We start from the raw sequence: 18,370 nt of genomic DNA, 5'->3' as shown, positions 1-18,370 counted from the left end.
GTGTCACAGGAGGGACCCGCAGGTTAGGCGTGTGGCCGCGACTGCCGGAGGTAGATAGCTGACGCATGTGCAAATTTGCCGTCATCGGCATTGACAGCAGGCGCCGCCCGCGTTGTTTAATCGGGGTCCTGGATTTCACGCTGGTTGCCCCCTCCAATCATAAAATCGGAGCTTCAGATGTCTGCCCAGTCCCCGGTCGTTGACAGTGCTCACGCCTCTATCGGTTTTGTTGACCTGGTCGCCTTGCTACAGGCGATCTTTGTGCGCCACGGCACCTCACCCGACGTGGCCGCCATCCTGGCGCACAACTGCGCCAGCGCCGAGCGCGACGGCGCCCACAGCCATGGCATTTTCCGCATTCCCGGCTACCTCAGTACCCTGGCCAGTGGCTGGGTCGACGGCAAGGTCAGCCCGCTCGTCACGGACGTGGCGTCAGGCTTTGTACGGGTCGATGCGGGCAACGGGTTTGCCCAGCCGGCGCTGGCTGCCGCCACGCCACTGCTGATAGAAAAGGCCCGCAGTGCCGGGATTGCCTTGTTGGCGATTCACAACTCCCATCACTTCGCCGCCTTGTGGCCCGATGTCGAGCCGTTCGCCGACCAGGGCCTGGTGGCGTTGAGCGTGGTCAACAGCATGACCTGCGTGGTGCCCCATGGCGCCGACCGTCCCTTGTTTGGCACCAACCCCATCGCTTTTGCGGCGCCCCGGGCCGATGGCCCGCCGATTGTGTTTGACCTGGCCACCAGCGCCATCGCCCATGGCGACGTGCAGATCGCCGCGCGCAAGGGCGAGCGCCTGCCGCCGGGCATGGGCGTCGACAGCCTGGGCCAGCCCACCCAAGACCCCAAGGCCATCCTTGAAGGCGGCGCACTGCTGCCCTTTGGCGGGCACAAGGGCTCGGCGTTGTCGATGATGGTCGAGCTGTTGGCAGCGGCGCTCACGGGCGGCAACTTTTCATTCGAGTTCAGCTGGGCCGACCACCCCGGCGCGCGCACGCCGTGGACGGGCCAGCTGCTGATTGTGATCGACCCGAGCAAGACCGCCGGGCAAGCGTTCGCCGAGCGCAGCCAGGAGCTGGTGCGGCAGATGCACGCGGCGGGGCTGCGGCGGTTGCCGGGCGACCGCCGCCATCGTGCACGCACGCGGGCCGAGGTGGAAGGCATCAGCGTGGACGCGCAAGAGTTGGCGCGTCTGCGGGAACTGGCGGCTCGCTGAACCCTGGGCGTGATGCCCTGAAAAGTGCGCTTATACGTCCGGTGCGAAATCGGTGCCGCAGGTGACGCTTTCCCAGTCCAGGATGTCGTCCAGCAAGCCGTTCAGTTTTGCCTTGACGTGCAAAAAGGCGTCCTGGCCCAGCAGCAGGTGAGCGGGCGGCTCACTCGAGGCCACGAGCTGCATCATGGCCAGCGCGGCCTTGGCCGGATCGCCCGCTTGCCGACCATTGCGCTCCAGGCGCACCCTGCGGACTTCGTTGAAGGTCGCGTCATAGTCGGCGATGGAACGCTCGGCCCTGACCATCGAGCGGCCGGCCCAATCGGTACGAAAGCCCCCTGGTGCGACGGCCGTGACGAAAATCCCGAAGGGCCTGACCTCTTTGCCCAGCGATTCGGAAATGCCTTCCAGGGCAAATTTGCTGCCGTGGTACACCCCAAGGCCGGGAAAGGTGGTCAGGCCGCCCATGGAGGTGATGTTGAGGATGTGCCCGGCGCGGCGCTCACGCATGTACGGCAGCACGGCTTTGATCACCGCCACGGCGCCGAACACATTGACTTCAAATTGCTGGCGCACGTCCTCCAGTGAGGACTCTTCAAGCACTCCTTCGTGCCCGTAACCGGCGTTGTTGACCAGCACGTCGATGGCGCCGATGTGTTGCTCGACCTCGGCGATGACTTGCGGCACGGCCGCGTTGTCTGTGACGTCCAGCAACCGTGCGAAAGAATAGCCGGGTTTCAACCCCTCGAATTCCACGCGGGCTTCTTCACTGCGTAACGTGCCGACCACACGCTCACCGGCGGCCAGGAGGGCGCTGGCCAAAGCCTTGCCGAAGCCTGAGCTGACGCCGGTGATCAGCCAGGTTTTTGGGTGGTGGTTTTGCAGGTCTTGGTTGGACATGGTGGTTCCCCTTTTTGAGAAACCCCAGTCTTGGCGCTTGGCAGGGCACGCGACAATCCGCCCGGGACTGTGAAGGCCATGAAGGCTGGCTTAACAATCCCGGGCGGTCGATTCAGCGAGGCCGGTTGAGCTGGATCTGTTCCCTGGCCAGCTTCACCACGTTCTCCACGGTAAACCCGTATTTGGCCTGCAACTTGGCCAACGGCGCCGACGCGCCGAAGCTGTGCATCACCACCAGCGCGCCGGTGCATCCCACATAGCGGTCCCACCCCAGGGGCCCGGCCTGTTCCACCGCGACCCGGGCTTTGACCGCCGGGGGCAAGACGCTGTCGCGATACGTTTGTTCCTGCTCCTCGAACAGTTCCCAGCTGGGCATCGACACCACCCGCGCTGCCACGCCGCTGGCGCTGAGTTGCTCATAGGCCTCGACCGCCAGGCTCACCTCGCTGCCGGTGGCGATCAGAATGACCTCGGGGTGCTCGGCGCCTGCCAGCACATACGCGCCACGGCGGGTGCCGGACGCCGCCGCGTAGAGGCTGCGGTCCAGCGTAGGCAGCGGCTGGCGCGACAGCACTATGCAACTGGGGCGGTGGGTCTGGGCCAGGGCGAGGGCCCAGGCTTCCAGCGTCTCGTTGGCGTCCCCCGGGCGCAATGTCAACAGCCCAGGCGTGGCGCGCAATTGGGTGAGGTGTTCGATGGGTTGGTGGGTGGGCCCGTCTTCGCCCACGCCGATGGAGTCGTGGGTAAACACGAACACCACCGGCAGCTCCATGATCGCCGCCAGGCGGATCGGCGGTTTCATGTAGTCGCTGAACACCAGAAACGTCGAGGTGTAGGGCCTTAGGTAGGACAGCGCCATGCCATTGGCGATGGCGCCCATGGCGTGTTCACGGATACCAAAATGCAGGTTGCGCCCGCTGTAATCAGCCGCGCTGAAACGCCCGGCACCGTCAAAAGTGAGATGGGTTTTTGTGGAGGGCGACAAGTCCGCCGAACCGCCCAGCAGCCATGGCACCTGCTGCGCCAGGGCGTTCAGCACCTCGCCGCCGGAGGCCCGGCTGGCGATGCCTTTAGCGTCGCTTTTGAACGTCGGTATATGTTGCTGCCAGTCCTGCGGCATCTCGCCTGCGCGCATGCGCTGCAGCTCGTCAGCCAAGTGCGGGTCGAGGCTGGCCAGGGCCTGGTTCCACTGATCGAACAACGGGGCCGCGCGCTCCAGCAGTGCGTCCTTGAGCACGCTGCGCACCTCGTCGGGCACCAGAAAGCTTGAATCTTGCGGCCAGCCGTACGCGGCCTTGGTCAGCCGGATTTCCTCCTCCCCCAGCGGCTCGCCGTGGGCGGCAGCGGTGTTGTGTTTGTGCGGTGAGCCGTAGCCGATCACGCTGTCCACCACGATCAGCGTCGGTGCGCCGGTGTTGCGCTTGAAGGTGTCCAGGGCGTTGCCCAGGGCAGTGAGGTCATTGGCGTCGGTGACGTGCAGCGTATGCCAGCCGTACGCCTGGAAACGCTTGATCACGTCTTCGCTGAACGCAAGTTCGGTGTGGCCCTCGATGCTGATGGTGTTGTTGTCGTACAGCCAGCACAGGTTCTCAAGCTTGAGGTGGCCTGCCAGGGACGCCGCTTCGCTGCTGATGCCTTCCATCATGTCGCCGTCGCCGCACAGGGTGTACACGTCGTAGTCGAACAGCACGCGGCCGTCCGCGTTGAAGCGCTCGGCCAGCCAGCGCCCGGCCATGGCCATGCCCACGCTGTTGGCGCAGCCCTGGCCGAGCGGGCCGGTGGTGGTTTCCACGCCCGTGGTCATGCGGTACTCGGGATGGCCCGGGGTCTTGGAGCCCATCTGGCGGAACTGCTGGATGTCTTCAAGGCTCACTGCCGGCTGCCCGGAGCGCTTGCCGTGTGCATCGATTTCCACCACGCCGGCCAGGTGCAACAGCGAGTACAGCAGCATCGAGGCATGCCCCACCGACAGCACGAAACGGTCGCGGTTGGGCCAGTCGGGCTGCTCGGGGTGGTAGCGCAAAAACCGGCTCCACAGGGTGTAGCCCACCGGCGCCAGGCCCATGGGGGTGCCGGGGTGGCCGGAGTTGGCCTTTTGCACGGCGTCCATGGCCAGGGTGCGCAGGGTGTTGATGCATTGGGTGTCGATAGCGTTGGTGGCGTGATTCATGAAACCGGTCTCCCTCGGGTGGCGATCTACAGTGGAGGACCCGGGCAGGCAAAGGTTTGATCCGCTTGCCGCTGGCGCGACGAACGGGAATGAGTGGCTTGCACACATGACAACACCCCCCGGGATGGGCTAGGTTCAAAGGGCATCGGTTATTGAACCCACTTTCGGAGGTACGCCATGCCAGTGAAACACGATCTGTATCAGGACCTGGGTGTGAGCAAGGACGTCATTCACGCGCGCAGAGGAGGGGACAGTTACCTGGATTCGTTGCTGCACCAATACGACAGTGCCGACAAAGACGTGCTGGCGTTGGAGGCATCGGGTGGCGAAGACGACGAGCTGGAAAAACTCAAGCGCAAGCGGCTCTTGGTCAAAGACAAAATCGTGCAGCAACTGGAGAAAGCGCCCTGACGGCAGATTTGTTCAGAATTGCCTGAAAGACAGCCCGCCACGCGCTGCCTATCATGCCAGCCGTTCGCCCGGCCTGGGGCACAGTGAGGCGCATGGAATGCGCCATCGTGCCGGGCGGACACCTCATTTACACCCGCAGCGTTTGCAGGCATTCGTCGATCGAGCGCTGCTGGGTATCGCGGTACAGCGCTAATTCATCCATGGTCTGGCGGCCCAGGGCTTGCTCGAACTGCTGCTGGTTCGAGTGGGCGGCGTAATGGCTCTGGGCGCTGTCCCCCAGGTTGGACTGAAAAATCCCCGCAGCACTCACCGGCAGAAAATCTTCATACACCAACGGCTCCACATCGATGTGCCCGGCCTGGATCAACCCCTCCAGTGTGGTTGGCTGCCCGGCCTGGCCTTGTGCCGCCTGGCCCGCGTCGGTGACGAAGTAGCGAAAGTAGGCCAGCTCCTGCTCGCGCAGTTGGGGCAGGGTGTCCGGGAACGCCGCAAAGTGCTGCTCCATCAGCGCCGTGTAGCGTTCAGCGTTGGCTTCGCTGGGGAACGCGCCCAAGGCGTCCCGCGCGGCGTTCAGCAACTGGTCATACAGGCTGCGGCCCTTTGGCGTGAGCGCGGCGCCGCGCTGTTCGATCTCACCAAAACGCGCGCTATGGCTGCCTTGGGCATCGGTAAAGGCGATAGGCTCGTCGAGGGCCTTGAAGCTGGTCTGGCGCAAGAGAATAGGGCACCGACGGCGGGGCGGGCCTTCGATCACGGCTTTGGGGGTGATGCCGTTGCTGGCCATGGCGGCCTGCACCTGGTCGATGTCCAGGGTGCGCGGGGTGAGGTGGTTGATATGCGGGCCACGAAACGCCACCACATCGGCGATGAGGCGGTGCTGGTCGCTTAGTTGTTGGTACTCGGCGGCGGTGACGGTGGCGGTGGGGTGCCAGCGAAATGTTTCCAGGGCCTGGGCGATGAACTCTTCGGCGTGGGCCGCATCCAGGCCGCCGCTGGCTTCGGCGTGTTCGATCAATTCAAGGACCCTGGGGGTGAAAATCGAGCGCTTGGCCAGGGCGGTTTCGGCAAAGGTGCGCAGTGCGGTGTTTTCGATCAGCTCCAGGCGCAGCAGCGAGGTAAACACCCGGAACGGGCTGGCGTGCAGGGCGCTTTCGTGCAGGGCGCGAAAGGCGGTGGAGTGCACCGGCACCCCGGCGGGGGTCAGGTCGTAATAGCCCACAGGGTGCATGCCCATCACCGCGAACAGGCGGCTGATGGTCGCCAGTTCCTGCGCCGTGCCCAGGCGGATGGCGCCGTGGCGCTCCATGTCCAGGCGCTGGAGTTCGCCGGTGCGCTGCAGGTGGTGCGCCACGCCTGCGTCGGTGGCCAGCACTCGGGCGTTGGTGTCGGCCACCAGCTCCAGCAGCGCGCCGTACAGCGGCACCTCGTCGCGGTACATGTCGGACATGGCTTTGGAGAAGCCCTGGCGGATTTCGTCAGGGCTGACAGGGCAGGGGGTCGACATAGAAAAATTCCTGGCTGATAAGCGGCTAAAAGCGCCTGTGCACCGATTCTGTTGGGCGCGGGGCCGCCTTGCAAACGAAGAATCCTCTGGACTTCATTCTGCAAATGAATGAGTGCAACTTATCGGCCTTGCTGTGCATCTCAGATTGCAACGGCTCTACACTGCCCCTCTCCCCGAACGCGACGGAAGACTCGATGACGGCCACGCCTGCGACGAACATTCTGCAAACGATTGAAGGCCAACGCCTGGCAACCCAAGACGCCGAACGCTGGCGCGACTGGGGCCCTTATTTGAGTGAACGCCAATGGGGCACCGTGCGTGAAGACTACAGCGCCGACGGCGACGCCTGGCGCTACTTCCCCCACGAACACGCGCGCAGCCGCGCCTATCGCTGGGGCGAGGACGGCCTGGCCGGGTTCAGCGACAAGGCGCAGCGCTGGTGCCTGGGCCTGGCGCTGTGGAACGAGCGCGACCCGATCATCAAGGAGCGCCTGTTCGGCCTGAACAATGCCGAGGGCAATCACGGCGAGGACGTCAAGGAGCTGTACTTTTTCCTCGACGGTGTACCGAGCCATGCCTACATGCGCATGCTCTACAAATACCCGCATGCGGCGTTTCCCTACGACGACCTGATCACCGAAAACGCCCGTCGCGGCCTGGGCGATGCCGAATATGAAGTCCTCGACACCGGCGTGTTTGAAGACAACCGCTATTGCGACGTCACCGTCGAATACGCCAAATACCAGCCCGACGATGTGTGCATGCGCATCACCGTGCTCAACCGCTCGGACCAGCCCACGCGCGTGCAGGTCATGCCGCAACTGTGGGCGCGCAATGACTGGAGTTGGACGACGGGGGGGCCCAAGCCGCAGCTCAGGCTGGAGGGGGAGCAGGTGCAGGCCCGTCATTCCGAGCTGGCCGACCGTCACCTGAGTGCCTGGGGGCAAGAGGGGGTCGAGTGGCTGTTTTGCGAGAATGAAAGCAACTTCCCCAAGCTGAACGGGCAGCAGTCGCCGGGGCCCTTCAAGGACGGGATCAACGATTACGTGGTGGCGGGCATGCAGTCGGCGATTCGCCGGGACGCGGGCACCAAAGTCGCAGCGCGTTTTGTGGTGGACCTCGACGGCCTGCAAAGCAAGACCCTGTACCTGCGGTTCGCCCCCACGGACGCCCCGCCGATCAACGCCCGCAAGCTGTTCGAGCAACGGCGCCAAGAGGCGGATGACTTCTATGCGGCCCTGCAACATGGCATGCCCGATGCCGACGCGCGCAATGTGCAGCGCCAGGCGCTGGCGGGGCTGCTGTGGTCCAAGCAGTTTTACGACTTCGATGTAAACCAGTGGCTGGACGGCGATCCCGCCCAGCCCAGCCCGCCGTCCGAACGGTTGCACAGTCGCAATACCCATTGGCGGCACTTGTCCAACTTCGACATCGTGTCCATGCCCGACACCTGGGAGTACCCCTGGTATGCCTCGTGGGACCAGGGTTTCCAGGCGGTGGCCGTTGCGCTGATTGACCCAGGGTTTGCCAAGCAGCAATTGCTGCTGCTGGTGAAAGACCGCTTCATGCACCCCAATGGTCAACTGCCGGCCTATGAATGGCGTTTTGACGATGCCAACCCGCCGGTGCACGCGTGGGCCAGCTGGCGGGTGTATCAGCAGGACAAGGCGCTGCACGGCGTCGGTGACCTGGATTTTCTGGAGCGGATTTTTCACAAGCTGCTGTTGAATTTTTCCTGGTGGGTCAACCGCAAGGACGCTGAAGGTCGCAACCTGTTCCAGGGCGGCTTTCTGGGGCTGGACAACATCGCCTTGTTCGACCGCTCGGCGCCCCTGCCGCCGGGGTACAGCCTGGATCAGGCCGATGGCACCGCGTGGGTCGCGGCCTATGCGCTGGACCTGATGCGCATGGCGCTGGAGCTGGCTAAGCGCAATGCGGTGTACGTGGACATTGCGGTGAAGTTCTTTGAACACTTTCTTTACATTGCAGGCGCGATCAACCGGGTCGACAACGAGGCCGAAGGCCTGTGGGACGAGGGCGACCAGTTCTTCTACGACGTGCTGCACCGTGCCGACGGCCAGAGTGAGCCGGTGCGCCTGCGCTCGCTCGTCGGGCTGATGCCGCTGTTTGCGGTGCTGGTGCTCGAACAACGTGAACATGAGGGGTTGGACGGCCTGCGCGAGCGTTTGCTGGGGTTCATGAAACATCGGCCGGACCTGGCGCAATTGGTGTCGCGCTGGAACGAACCGGGGCAGGGCAACCGACTGCTGCTGGCGCTGCTGCGGGGCGAGCGCACCAAGGATTTGCTCAAGCGCATGCTCGACGAAACCGAATTTCTCTCGGCGTTTGGCGTGCGCTCCTTGTCCAAGGCCCACGCCGAACAGCCCCTGGCGCTGAAGATGAACGGCAACACGCTGTGCGCCCGTTATACGCCGGCCGAGTCGGATTCGCGGTTGTATGGCGGCAATTCCAACTGGCGCGGGCCGCTGTGGATGCCGGTCAACTACATGCTGATCGAGTCGCTGCGCGAGTTTCATCGTTACTACGCACACAACTTCTCGGTGGAGTACCCCACGGGCAGCGGGTATCTGTCATCGCTTGATGAGGTGGCCGACAGCCTCAGCCAGCGCCTTACCCACTTGTTCCTGCAGGATGAAAACGGCATGCGGCCTTCGATGGCTGGGTATGCGCAACTGCAGGCAGACCCGGCCAGCCGCGACCTGGTGTTGTTCCATGAGTACTTCCATGGTGAGACGGGGCGCGGCCTGGGGGCTTCGCACCAGACCGGGTGGAGTGCATTGGTGGCGCTGCTGTTGCAGCCCAAGCCGTCAGCGCCGGGTTGAGCGCGCCTGGGGAGGGGATTTGCGGGCAAAAAAAATCCCGCCGGTGAGGGCGGGATGGGTCTGTTCGGGCAGGCGCCGTATCAGGCCGGGAACAGCTCGCTCAGCTTCATCGACAGCATCATGTCGCCTTCGACGCGCAGTTTGCCGCCCATGAAGGCTTGCATGCCGTCGGTTTCGCCGCTGACGATGCCGGCCATGGTTTCGCTGTCGGTCACCAGGGTCACGTTGGCGTCAGGGTTTTCGCCTTCCTTGAGGTCGCAGGTGCCGTCTTTCACGATCAGGGAGAAGTGCTTGCTGTCGTCGATACGAAAACCAAACACCACGTCCAGGCCCTGGGCAGCGGCCGGGTTGAATTTGGCTTTCATGGTTTCTACAACTTTAGCTACGTCAGTCATGGTTTCGATCCTTTTAGGTTGAGTCCAGTGACCTTGGGGTCACGGTTGGCCGCAGCTCATCGGTAGGTGATGAGTTGCGGCGCCTTCAGCAGTTGCAGGTGTACATGACTGTTGAAGGAAGCCAGCGCCACCTCGCGACCACGGAATTTCAGCTGGTGGAGCGAGGTGTTGACGATTTGCCAGTTCAGTTCGAAAGCCTGCGCGGCGGGCATTCGGGTGATCAGGTGGAGCAGGGCGGTGATGGTGCCGCCGGAGGTGAACACGGCGATTTTGTCGTGCTCGCCTGCTGATTCCAGCAAGCGCTGCAAGCCGCCTTGTACGCGTTCGACGAAGCCCAGCCAGCTTTCCAGCCCCGGCGGGTCGTAGGTGCCGGCCAGCCAGCGGTCGATGATCTGGGCGAAGATGCGCTGGAACTCGCTGCGGTTCTGTGCCGCGTTGCGCAGGATCTCCAGGGCGTGGGGCTCGCTGTGCAGCAGGTCGGGAAGCAGGGCGCGGATGACGGCTTCGGCGTCGAACTCGTTGAACGCGCTGTCGGTTTCCAGGAGGGGCACCGGCAGGCTGAGGGCGCTGTAGTGTTCGAAGGCGGCGGTAGCGGTGTGCTGTTGTCGACGCAGGTCACCTGCCACGCAGCGGTCGAACGTCAGGCCCAGTTCGGCCAGGTGGCGGCCAAGGACTTGCGCCTGTTGTACGCCAATGGGGGACAGCACGTCGTAGTCGTCTGCACCAAAGGAGGCCTGGCCATGTCGAATCAGGTAGATGCTACCCACGTCCGTTTTCCCGGTACGTTGAAAGTCTGGCGAGGTTATGGGGATGCCGGAGAGCTGTCAATGAAAAAACATACGCTCGTTTTAAAAGCTTGTTAGAGGGCGGTTGCAGGCCGTTTGATCGCTGGCCCCCTGGCGGTCCCGCCGGTATGCTTGGCCAATCCGCGCCTGGCGCATTGTATCTGTAAGGAGCCTCATGGATTTTCTGGCCGAGTACGCCGTTTTTCTGGCGAAGACCGTCACCCTGGTCGTTGCCATCCTGGTGGTACTGATCACCTTCGCCGCCTTGCGCAGTAAAGGCCGTCGCAAATCGTCGGGCCAGTTGCAGGTGAGCAAGCTCAATGACTTCTATAAAGGCCTGCGTGAGCGCCTGGAGCAGACCCTGCTCGACAAGGACCAGCTCAAGGCGTTGCGCAAGTCCGAAGGCAAACGTGAAAAGAAAAAGGGCAAGAAGGAGCCCGAGCCCAAGCCACGGGTGTTTGTGCTGGACTTCGACGGCGACATCAAGGCCTCGGCCACCGAGAGCCTGCGCCACGAAATCACGGCGCTGCTGACCCTCGCCACCCCCAAGGATGAAGTGGTGCTGCGCCTCGAAAGCGGCGGCGGCATGGTGCACAGCTACGGCCTGGCCTCCTCGCAACTGGCGCGCATCCGCCAGGCGGGCGTGCCGCTGACCGTGTGCATCGACAAGGTCGCGGCCAGCGGCGGCTACATGATGGCGTGCATCGGCGAGACGATCATCAGCGCCCCCTTCGCCGTCCTGGGCTCCATTGGCGTGGTGGCGCAGTTGCCCAACGTCAACCGCCTGCTGAAAAAACACGATATCGACTTTGAAGTGCTGACCGCCGGTGAATACAAACGCACCCTGACGGTGTTTGGCGAAAACACCGAGAAGGGCCGGGAGAAGTTCCAGGAAGACCTGGACATCACCCATCAGCTGTTCAAGAACTTTGTCTCGCGTTATCGCCCGCAACTGGCCATTGATGAAGTGGCCACCGGCGAAGTCTGGCTCGGCGTTGCGGCGCTGGACAAGCAACTGGTCGACCAGTTGCAGACCAGCGATGAGTACCTGGCCGACAAGGCAAAAACGGCCGAGGTGTTCCACTTGCACTATGCCGAGCGCAAGAGCTTGCAGGAACGCGTTGGCCTGGCCGCCAGTGGCTCGGTGGACCGGGTGCTGCTGAGCTGGTGGAGCCGGTTGACCCAGCAGCGGTTCTGGTAACCCGCTCAGGCGGTTGCCACTGAAGGCGGCGTGGGGGCCGGGATGGGGTGGCGCATCAAGGTGCCCACCACGCAGGCACCGAGCAACCCCAGCAGCCCCGCCACCCACAACACCACGCTGAACCCGCCGACAAAGGCTTGCCGCGCCAGCGGTTGCAGCGTCGGCCGGGCCGCCTCCGGCACCTGCGCCATCGCGGCCGGCATGTCACCGGCCACCACCCGCGAAGCGATGCCCGGCACCTGGGCCTGCCAGTGCGAACCCAGGCTTGCCTGTAGCAAGTGTTCGCTGTGGCTGCTCAACAGCGCCCCGTAGATACCGATGGCCAGCATGATCGCGCTGAAACGCATGGTGGTGCTGATGCCCGAGCCCATTCCGGCGCGGTCGCGGGGGACGCAGGCCATGATGTTTTTCTGGGTATCGCCGTTGAGCAGGCCAGCCCCGGCCCCCGTCACCGCAATCGCCAGGGCGAACGGCAAGTAGCCGCCGACCTGCACCGCCCAGGCACTGAGCAGGTTGCCGCCGCCCACCAGTGCCAGCCCGGTGGCCATCAGGGTGGCCGGGGCGAAACGGGCGGCCAGGCGTGCGCCGATGCGTGGGCCGATCAGCATGGTCAGTGCGAACGGCAACATGCCCAACCCCGAACTGATCGCGGAGAATCCCAAGCCGTTTTGCAGGTAGAACGGCAGCAGCGTCATCATCACCTGAGCGCAACCGGCATAGGCAAACATGCCCAGCAGCGCGCCGATAAACCGTGGATGGCGAAACAGCAGCAGGTCCACCATTGGCCGTTGTTGCACGCGCTCGACCAGCACGAATGCACCCAGCAACACGGCGCCGCCGAGCAGGCGGGCGTAGGTCAGCGGGTTGTCCCAGCCAATGCGATTGGCCTCGATCAAGCCCCAGATCAAGCACAGCAGGCTGGCGCTGAACGTGAGGCTGCCCCATGGGTCCAGGCGCGAAGACTGGGTGTCCCGGGACTGTGGAATGGCCCGCAGCACCAGCCCCATCAACGCCAGGCCAATGGGCAGGTTGAGGTAGAAAATCCAGCGCCAGCCCAGGTAGTGGGTGATCAGCCCGCCCAGGGTGGGGGCGGCGGTCATCGCCACGCCCATGCAGGCACCCCAGAAGGCCCAGGCCTTGGCGCGCGCCACCTCATCGTGAAAGGTGTGGCCGATGGAGGCCAGTGCCGACGTCAGCAACAAGGCCGCGCCCACCCCCTTGATGGCCCGGGCGATGTCCAGAAACAGCGCATTGGGCGCCGCACCGCAACCGAGGGACGCGAGGATAAAAATGCTCAGGCCCCAGACCAGCGTTGTCTTGCGCCCAACGCGGTCGGCAATGCTCCCGGCGGGCAGCAGCAGCGCGGCGAACGCCAGCATGTAGGCGCTGACCACCCATTCGATATCGGCAAAATTGGCCCCCAGGTCGCGGGCAATGCTGGGCAAGGTGACGGCGACGATGTTGGTGTCGAGCACAATCAGCGAGCAGACCCCCGAGGCGGTCAACAACGTCAAGCGTGGGCTGACCTCTCTCATGGCCGGATTACCCCGCAGGCAATAGCAGTGTTGGATTTGACGGGCATCTGAAACTCTCTCACTCTGGACGTCTTGCCAGCTTATTCCCCGGCGGCGGTTTGTTTGTTAGCCGGGGTGTGGCACTTCATTACCTTTGAGCTAACGCTGTGATGGACATACGTCATTTCCGCTACTTCCTGGCGGTTGCCCGGCACCGCAACTTCACCCGCGCGGCCGAACAACTGGGCATTGCGCCGCCGACCCTGAGCCGCCAGATCCAGGACATGGAAGGCCTGCTGGGTACGCGTTTATTTATTCGCCAGCAACGCGAAGTGAGCCTGACCGAAGCGGGTGCCGCGTTATTGCTCGAGGCCGAGGCCACCGTGCGTCAGTTCGAGTCGGCCCAGCGCAATGCCCAGCGCGCCGGGCGCGGCGAAACCGGGCATATCGAGTTGGGGTACGTGGCGTCGGCCGTGTATTCGGGGCTGTTGCAGCGCCAGGTGCAGGCGTTCAGCGGGCAGTTCCCGGATGTGAGCCTCAACGTACGGGAAAGCCCCATGGCGACGTTACCGACGCAGGTGGCTGAAGGGCGGTTTGATATTGGTTACGTGCGCTCGCCCATGGCACTGCCCGATGGCGTGGAAGCCGTAAGGCTGGACAGTGAAGGGTTTGTACTGGCGTTGCCGCAGGGCTCCTGGCTGCTGGGGTTGAAGGCAATTACCTGCCAGCACCTGCAAAACGAGACCTTTATATTGCCCGAGCAAATCAGCGGCACCCTGCACGTGGCCGCCCAGGGCGGCTATGCCCCGCGACTTGGGCCGCAGCCGGGCGGGTTGGTGGCGGTGATCGCCCTGGTTTCATTGGGGCAGGGCGTGGCCGTGGTGCCCGAGTCGGTGGTGGGGCACGTGAACTTGCCGAATGTGGTGTACCGCGCGATTCAGGGCAGTGAGGCGTCGTCGTGGCTGTCATTGATTCATCGGCGGTTCGAAAAGGCGCCGGCGGTGGCGCGGTATATCCAGCAGGTGAAGCGAGAGGCGAAGGGGGGACAGATCTTGTAATAGTTTTACGTGTAAGGAATTTTGCTTTCGGTTGTAGGATTCAAGTCCTTTTTCAATTACAGGACCTGCATGAACACCCTCTCGGAGCCTCCCAGTCGTCTTTCCCAAGACCGCCCTCTGACGTCCCCGCTCAAGCACCCCGTTTTCCGCTGGCTACCCTTTACTCGGTCACCTGACCGCGTCTTGCCGTGTCTGGCGTTCTGAAATTACTGATCGATCGAGAATTTTCAAATGGAATGGTTAGCGGATCCAACGGCCTGGCTCGGCCTGTTGACTTTGATTGTGCTGGAGCTGGTGCTGGGTATCGACAACCTGGTGTTTATTGCAATCCTTGCCGACAAACTGCCTCCCGAGCAGCGCGACCGGGCGCGCTTGATCGGTTTGTCGCTGGCGCTGCTGATGCGCCTGGGCTTGCTGGCGAGTATTTCGTGGCTGGTCACATTGACCCAGCCGCTGTTCGAGGTGTTCGGCAAGAGCTTCTCCGGCCGTGACCTGATCATGCTGTTTGGCGGCGTGTTCCTGTTGTTCAAGGCCACCATGGAGTTGCATGAGCGGCTTGAAGGGCATGTTGCCCAGCGCACGGGCGGCGCGGTCTATGCGATGTTTTGGCCGATCGTGGCGCAGATCGTGGTGCTGGACGCGGTTTTTTCCCTCGACGCGGTGATCACTGCCGTGGGCATGGTGGACGAGCTCGCAGTGATGATGATCGCGGTGATCATTTCCATTGGCCTGATGATCGTTGCCAGCAAACCGTTGACCCGCTTCGTCAATGCCCACCCCACCGTGATCATGCTGTGCCTGGGCTTTTTGATGATGATCGGCTTTGCGCTGACGGCTGAAGGCCTGGGCTTTCATATCCCCAAAGGCTATCTGTATGCGGCGATTGGTTTCTCGATCCTGATCGAGGTGTTCAACCAGATCGCCCGGGCCCGTCGCAAGAAGTCCATGCAGGGTGCGCGCCCAATACGTGAGCGCACGGCCCATGCGGTGATGCGCTTGCTGGGCGGGCGCAGCCTGGCGGTGGAGGAAGTGGGCGAGGAGGTGGCCGACCTGCTGGACGGCCCGGGCCCTGACAGCGGGCCGCTGTTCGACCGGCGTGAGCGGGTGATGATCAGTGGCGTGCTGCAACTGGCCGAGCGGCCGATCCGCACCTTGATGACGCCCCGCGCGCAGGTGGACTGCATTGACCTGGCGGATGACCCCGACACCGTTCGCTTGAAGCTGATGCACTCGTCCTACTCGCGGCTGCCGTTGATCCGCAACGGCGCGGTGGATGAGCCGCTGGGCTTCGTGCATAAAAAAGAATTGCTGCGCGAGTACCTGGCGGGCCGTGAGCCGGACCTTGAGCCGATGGCGCGCCGGGCGATCAACCTGCTGGAGAGTTTTTCGATCCTCAATGCCCTGGAGCAGATGCGCCAGGAGTCGACCCACATCGCGTTTGTGATCAACGAATTCGGCGACTTCATGGGCGTGCTGAGCATGACCGATATTCTGGAGTCCATCGCCGGTGAGCTGCCGGACGCCAGCGAGATCGGCGGGCCGGAAATTGTCCAGCTGGGCGAGGGGTTCCAGGCGAGCGGCGCGGTCAACCTGGGCGTGATCCGCCAGCGCACCGGCTTCAAGGCCGTGGCCACCGAGGATTACCAGACCCTGGCGGGGTTGGTGATGAGCCTGCTCGACCGCCTGCCCGTGGTGGGCGACAGCCTGGAACACCAGGGCTGGCGCCTGACCGTGGCGGCGGTGCAAGAGCGCCGGGTAACGCAGGTGGTGCTGGTGCCGGTGTAAGGCACGGTCAAGGGGCGCCGGGTAGCCCGGGCGGCTGGGCGTAACGGTTGAACAGGTCGTTGACGGTTTGCTCCTGGCTTTCCCAGGGGCCGAACCCCTTCATTTTCTCGACCATTTGACCGTTGCGAAAAATCAGCAGTGTGGGCGTGCCGGTCACGGCCTCGTGCCTGGGGGTTTGGGCCGTATCGAGCACCATGCTTTTCACCGCCTTGGCATGCGCGGCGCCGATACGCTCAAACAGCGGCCCGGATTCGGCGCAGGCAGGGCAGTGTTGTGAGACAAACAGCATGAATAGCGTGTGATGTGAGGCCAATGCGTGCTGGTAAGCCTCGGCAGTGGCGATGACGTCGGTTGCGATCCCCATGATGATCTCCTTGAGCAACGGGCCAAATGGTCCTGTTGCCCACGCTAAGCCAGGTGATCGGCACGGTCTACTGTCAACATTTACAGGTCTTCGCGGCGTTCCGCCCGTTCCCGGGCCTTTCTGGCCAGGTCCACGCACTTTTTATAGTCCCCGTCATAACGCGCGTCCTTGGCGCGGCGGTAGCCGTGGTGGTTCTGGTTCATGTAGTCGTTAGAGAAGGCGGCCTTGAGCCGGGCGAGCTCGGCCTTGCATTCGCGGCGGTCATCCTTGGCGAACGCGGCACCAGTGAACACCAGGGTGAACACGAGGAGGGTGAGGCGGGTTTTCATCGAAGTGCTGTCCATCGCCGGAGTTGATCTGCCAAGGCTAGCCCAGGCCTGGGATTTTTCCATGGGGCATGCTGCACCACTTTTGTGCGCGGTAACAGCCGGTGGGTGCACTTGAATGTGACATGTCACCCCGTGGTGTGGCCGACGGTAGCACTGCGGCGTGAGGTGGTGGCGCAACGCCGCTTTTTTAATATTTCGTATCTATATGATTTTTATAACATTTATTTATTCGATAGTGACCTGTTAAGGCGTATGGCACACTTTCTGCTGTCTATTCCGTTGTTACATACCAAGTTCCGGTATAGCGGAATACACAACTCCTGGAGTGCCTGTCATGCAGCAACGACCTTCCGTGTTCAAAGCGTGTGTTTTTCTCTTCGCCGCATCGGCTTCCCTCGCCAGCGTAGTGCATGCGGCGGACAGCAAGCTCGACGATGTCCTTAAACGCGGCCATCTGATCGTGGGTACAGGCAGTACCAATGCGCCGTGGCATTTCCAGGGAGCGGATGGCAAGTTGCAAGGTTTTGATATCGACATCGGCCGCATCGTGGCCAAGGGCCTGTTCAACGATGCGAGCAAAGTCGAGTTTGTGGTGCAGTCCTCCGACGCCCGTATTCCCAACCTGCTCACCGACAAAGTCGACATGAGCTGCCAGTTCATCACCGTCACGGCAAGCCGTGCACAGCAGGTGGCCTTCACCCTGCCGTACTACCGCGAAGGCGTGGGCCTGCTGTTGCCCAACAACAGCAAGTACAAGGAAATCGAAGACCTGCAAGCGGGTGGCGATGGCGTCACCGTGGCCGTGCTGCAAAACGTCTACGCCGAAGAGTTGGTGCACCAGGCGCTGCCTAAAGCCAAGGTCGACCAGTACGACAGCGTCGACCTGATGTACCAGGCCGTGAACTCCGGCCGTGCCGATGCCGCTGCCACCGACCAGTCCTCGGTCAAATACCTGATGGTGCAAAACCCCGGCCGCTACCGCAGCCCGACGTATGCCTGGAGCCCGCAGACCTACGCGTGCGCCGTCAAGCGTGGCGACCAGGACTGGCTGAACTTCGTCAACACCGCCCTGCACGAAGCCATGACCGGCGTGGAATTCCCGGCCTACAAGGCCTCGTTCAAGCAATGGTTCGGTGTGGACCTGCCAGAGCCTGCGATTGGTTTCCCGGTTGAATTCAAGTGATGTGTAAACCTGGGGCGCCACTTGAGGCGCCCCGACTCGGGTACTGCTTACCATGAACTATCAGTTGAACTTTGCCGCGGTATGGCGCGACTTCCCCAGCTTGCTGGCGGGGTTGGGCCTTGGCCTTGAACTGGCGCTGCTGTCCATCGCCATCGGCTGCGTGATCGGCCTGTTGATGGCGTTTGCCATGCTGTCCAAACACCCGGCGCTGCGCGTCATGGCCTCGGTGTACGTGACGGTGGTGCGCAACACGCCCATCCTGGTGCTGATCCTGTTGATCTACTTTGCGTTGCCGACCCTGGGCATCCGGCTGGACAAGATCCCCTCGTTCATCATCACCCTGTCGCTGTACGCCGGTGCTTACCTGACCGAAGTGTTCCGCGCCGGGTTGCTGAACATTCCCAAGGGGTTGCGTGAAGCTGGCCTGGCCATTGGCCTGGGCGAATGGCGCATCCGGGCCTACATCACCGTGCCGGTGATGCTGCGCAACGTGCTGCCTGCGCTGTCGAACAACTTTATCTCGTTGTTCAAGGACACCTCGCTGGCCGCCGCGATCGCGGTGCCGGAGCTGACCTATTACGCCCGCAAGATCAACGTCGAAAGCTACCGGGTGATTGAAACCTGGCTGGTCACGACCGCGCTCTACGTGGCCGCCTGTTACCTCATCGCCATGCTGCTCCGCTACCTGGAACAGCGCCTGGCCATCCGTCGTTAAG

General features: G+C 63.1%; 16 protein-coding genes. 8 read left to right on the top strand and 8 right to left on the bottom strand.

What is annotated here, in order from left to right:
* The first annotated feature begins 177 nt into the window (after positions 1–177).
* A complete protein-coding gene (locus ACW9H9_RS02165; RefSeq protein WP_457341368.1) occupies positions 178–1,215 on the top strand; it encodes an Ldh family oxidoreductase in 1,038 nt (345 codons plus the stop codon).
* Positions 1,216–1,245: 30 nt separating this feature from the next.
* Here ACW9H9_RS02165 and ACW9H9_RS02160 read toward each other — a convergent pair whose 3' ends face one another.
* Complete coding sequence (locus ACW9H9_RS02160) at positions 1,246–2,112, bottom strand: oxidoreductase (RefSeq protein WP_457341367.1); 867 nt, start codon at positions 2,110–2,112, stop codon at positions 1,246–1,248.
* A gap of 112 nt (positions 2,113–2,224) precedes the next feature.
* Complete coding sequence (gene tkt, locus ACW9H9_RS02155; protein ID WP_457341366.1) at positions 2,225–4,282, bottom strand: transketolase; 2,058 nt, start codon at positions 4,280–4,282, stop codon at positions 2,225–2,227.
* A gap of 177 nt (positions 4,283–4,459) precedes the next feature.
* Between tkt and ACW9H9_RS02150 the strand changes: the two genes are divergently transcribed.
* The gene (locus ACW9H9_RS02150) at positions 4,460–4,693 is read left to right on the top strand and encodes a YdcH family protein (RefSeq protein ID WP_457341365.1); all 234 of its coding nucleotides are present in this window, start codon (positions 4,460–4,462) and stop codon (positions 4,691–4,693) included.
* 127 nt (positions 4,694–4,820) lie between these two features.
* Here ACW9H9_RS02150 and hglS read toward each other — a convergent pair whose 3' ends face one another.
* Positions 4,821–6,197 carry a 2-oxoadipate dioxygenase/decarboxylase HglS gene (gene hglS / locus ACW9H9_RS02145; protein WP_457341364.1) on the bottom strand — a complete coding sequence of 459 codons (1,377 nt, stop codon included), beginning with the start codon at positions 6,195–6,197 and terminating at the stop codon, positions 4,821–4,823.
* Positions 6,198–6,391: 194 nt separating this feature from the next.
* On the opposite strand from hglS, the gene ACW9H9_RS02140 reads away from it, so the two are divergent.
* Entirely contained in the window at positions 6,392–9,040 is a 2,649-nt protein-coding gene (locus ACW9H9_RS02140; RefSeq protein WP_457341363.1) for an MGH1-like glycoside hydrolase domain-containing protein, read from the top strand.
* An 80-nt stretch (positions 9,041–9,120) separates the two neighbouring features.
* Here ACW9H9_RS02140 and ACW9H9_RS02135 read toward each other — a convergent pair whose 3' ends face one another.
* Both ACW9H9_RS02135 and ACW9H9_RS02130 read right to left on the bottom strand, forming a co-directional pair.
* Complete coding sequence (locus tag ACW9H9_RS02135; protein ID WP_457341362.1) at positions 9,121–9,435, bottom strand: SCP2 sterol-binding domain-containing protein; 315 nt, start codon at positions 9,433–9,435, stop codon at positions 9,121–9,123.
* 56 nt (positions 9,436–9,491) lie between these two features.
* Positions 9,492–10,202, bottom strand: a complete 711-nt coding sequence (locus ACW9H9_RS02130; protein ID WP_457341361.1) for a histidine phosphatase family protein — start codon at positions 10,200–10,202, stop codon at positions 9,492–9,494.
* Between the two features lie 193 nt (positions 10,203–10,395).
* Between ACW9H9_RS02130 and sohB the strand changes: the two genes are divergently transcribed.
* On the top strand, positions 10,396–11,421 hold the full coding sequence (gene sohB, locus ACW9H9_RS02125) for a protease SohB (RefSeq protein ID WP_457341360.1): 1,026 nt from the start codon (positions 10,396–10,398) through the stop codon (positions 11,419–11,421).
* 5 nt (positions 11,422–11,426) lie between these two features.
* Here the strand turns inward: sohB and ACW9H9_RS02120 are convergent, their stop codons facing one another.
* Positions 11,427–12,956, bottom strand: coding sequence for an MFS transporter (locus tag ACW9H9_RS02120; protein WP_457341359.1), 1,530 nt, complete (start codon positions 12,954–12,956; stop codon positions 11,427–11,429).
* Positions 12,957–13,105: 149 nt separating this feature from the next.
* Between ACW9H9_RS02120 and ACW9H9_RS02115 the strand changes: the two genes are divergently transcribed.
* Complete coding sequence (locus ACW9H9_RS02115; protein ID WP_457341358.1) at positions 13,106–13,993, top strand: LysR family transcriptional regulator; 888 nt, start codon at positions 13,106–13,108, stop codon at positions 13,991–13,993.
* 231 nt (positions 13,994–14,224) lie between these two features.
* The gene (locus tag ACW9H9_RS02110) at positions 14,225–15,778 is read left to right on the top strand and encodes a TerC family protein (RefSeq protein ID WP_457341357.1); all 1,554 of its coding nucleotides are present in this window, start codon (positions 14,225–14,227) and stop codon (positions 15,776–15,778) included.
* A 7-nt stretch (positions 15,779–15,785) separates the two neighbouring features.
* On the opposite strand, the gene ACW9H9_RS02105 is transcribed toward ACW9H9_RS02110, so the two are convergent.
* The gene (locus ACW9H9_RS02105; RefSeq protein WP_457341356.1) at positions 15,786–16,142 is read right to left on the bottom strand and encodes a thioredoxin family protein; all 357 of its coding nucleotides are present in this window, start codon (positions 16,140–16,142) and stop codon (positions 15,786–15,788) included.
* Between the two features lie 80 nt (positions 16,143–16,222).
* Entirely contained in the window at positions 16,223–16,471 is a 249-nt protein-coding gene (locus ACW9H9_RS02100) for a hypothetical protein (protein WP_457341355.1), read from the bottom strand.
* A 334-nt stretch (positions 16,472–16,805) separates the two neighbouring features.
* Between ACW9H9_RS02100 and ACW9H9_RS02095 the strand changes: the two genes are divergently transcribed.
* Together ACW9H9_RS02095 and ACW9H9_RS02090 are read left to right on the top strand one after the other, a co-directional pair.
* On the top strand, positions 16,806–17,654 hold the full coding sequence (locus ACW9H9_RS02095; protein ID WP_457341354.1) for a transporter substrate-binding domain-containing protein: 849 nt from the start codon (positions 16,806–16,808) through the stop codon (positions 17,652–17,654).
* A 52-nt stretch (positions 17,655–17,706) separates the two neighbouring features.
* Positions 17,707–18,369 carry an amino acid ABC transporter permease gene (locus ACW9H9_RS02090; RefSeq protein ID WP_457341353.1) on the top strand — a complete coding sequence of 221 codons (663 nt, stop codon included), beginning with the start codon at positions 17,707–17,709 and terminating at the stop codon, positions 18,367–18,369.
* The last annotated feature ends 1 nt before the right edge of the window (position 18,370 follow it).

The organism is Pseudomonas sp. SDO5215_S409, from assembly GCF_054071325.1.
The sequence above is the reverse complement of the archived record's forward strand: the minus strand, read 5'-3'. Positions and strand labels throughout refer to the sequence as shown.

Bases quoted from the DNA above. Each gene is read 5' to 3' on its own strand.
- ACW9H9_RS02105 (WP_457341356.1), bottom strand. From the start codon at position 16,142: ATGGGGATCGCAACCGACGTCATCGCCACTGCCGAGGCTTACCAGCAC.
- ACW9H9_RS02165 (WP_457341368.1), top strand. From the start codon at position 178: ATGTCTGCCCAGTCCCCGGTCGTTGACAGTGCTCACGCCTCTATCGGT.
- ACW9H9_RS02090 (WP_457341353.1), top strand. From the start codon at position 17,707: ATGAACTATCAGTTGAACTTTGCCGCGGTATGGCGCGACTTCCCCAGC.
- hglS (WP_457341364.1), bottom strand. From the start codon at position 6,197: ATGTCGACCCCCTGCCCTGTCAGCCCTGACGAAATCCGCCAGGGCTTC.
- ACW9H9_RS02150 (WP_457341365.1), top strand. From the start codon at position 4,460: ATGCCAGTGAAACACGATCTGTATCAGGACCTGGGTGTGAGCAAGGAC.
- sohB (WP_457341360.1), top strand. From the start codon at position 10,396: ATGGATTTTCTGGCCGAGTACGCCGTTTTTCTGGCGAAGACCGTCACC.
- ACW9H9_RS02135 (WP_457341362.1), bottom strand. From the start codon at position 9,435: ATGACTGACGTAGCTAAAGTTGTAGAAACCATGAAAGCCAAATTCAAC.
- tkt (WP_457341366.1), bottom strand. From the start codon at position 4,282: ATGAATCACGCCACCAACGCTATCGACACCCAATGCATCAACACCCTG.
- ACW9H9_RS02095 (WP_457341354.1), top strand. From the start codon at position 16,806: ATGCAGCAACGACCTTCCGTGTTCAAAGCGTGTGTTTTTCTCTTCGCC.
- ACW9H9_RS02100 (WP_457341355.1), bottom strand. From the start codon at position 16,471: ATGAAAACCCGCCTCACCCTCCTCGTGTTCACCCTGGTGTTCACTGGT.
- ACW9H9_RS02115 (WP_457341358.1), top strand. From the start codon at position 13,106: ATGGACATACGTCATTTCCGCTACTTCCTGGCGGTTGCCCGGCACCGC.
- ACW9H9_RS02140 (WP_457341363.1), top strand. From the start codon at position 6,392: ATGACGGCCACGCCTGCGACGAACATTCTGCAAACGATTGAAGGCCAA.
- ACW9H9_RS02160 (WP_457341367.1), bottom strand. From the start codon at position 2,112: ATGTCCAACCAAGACCTGCAAAACCACCACCCAAAAACCTGGCTGATC.
- ACW9H9_RS02120 (WP_457341359.1), bottom strand. From the start codon at position 12,956: ATGAGAGAGGTCAGCCCACGCTTGACGTTGTTGACCGCCTCGGGGGTC.
- ACW9H9_RS02110 (WP_457341357.1), top strand. From the start codon at position 14,225: ATGGAATGGTTAGCGGATCCAACGGCCTGGCTCGGCCTGTTGACTTTG.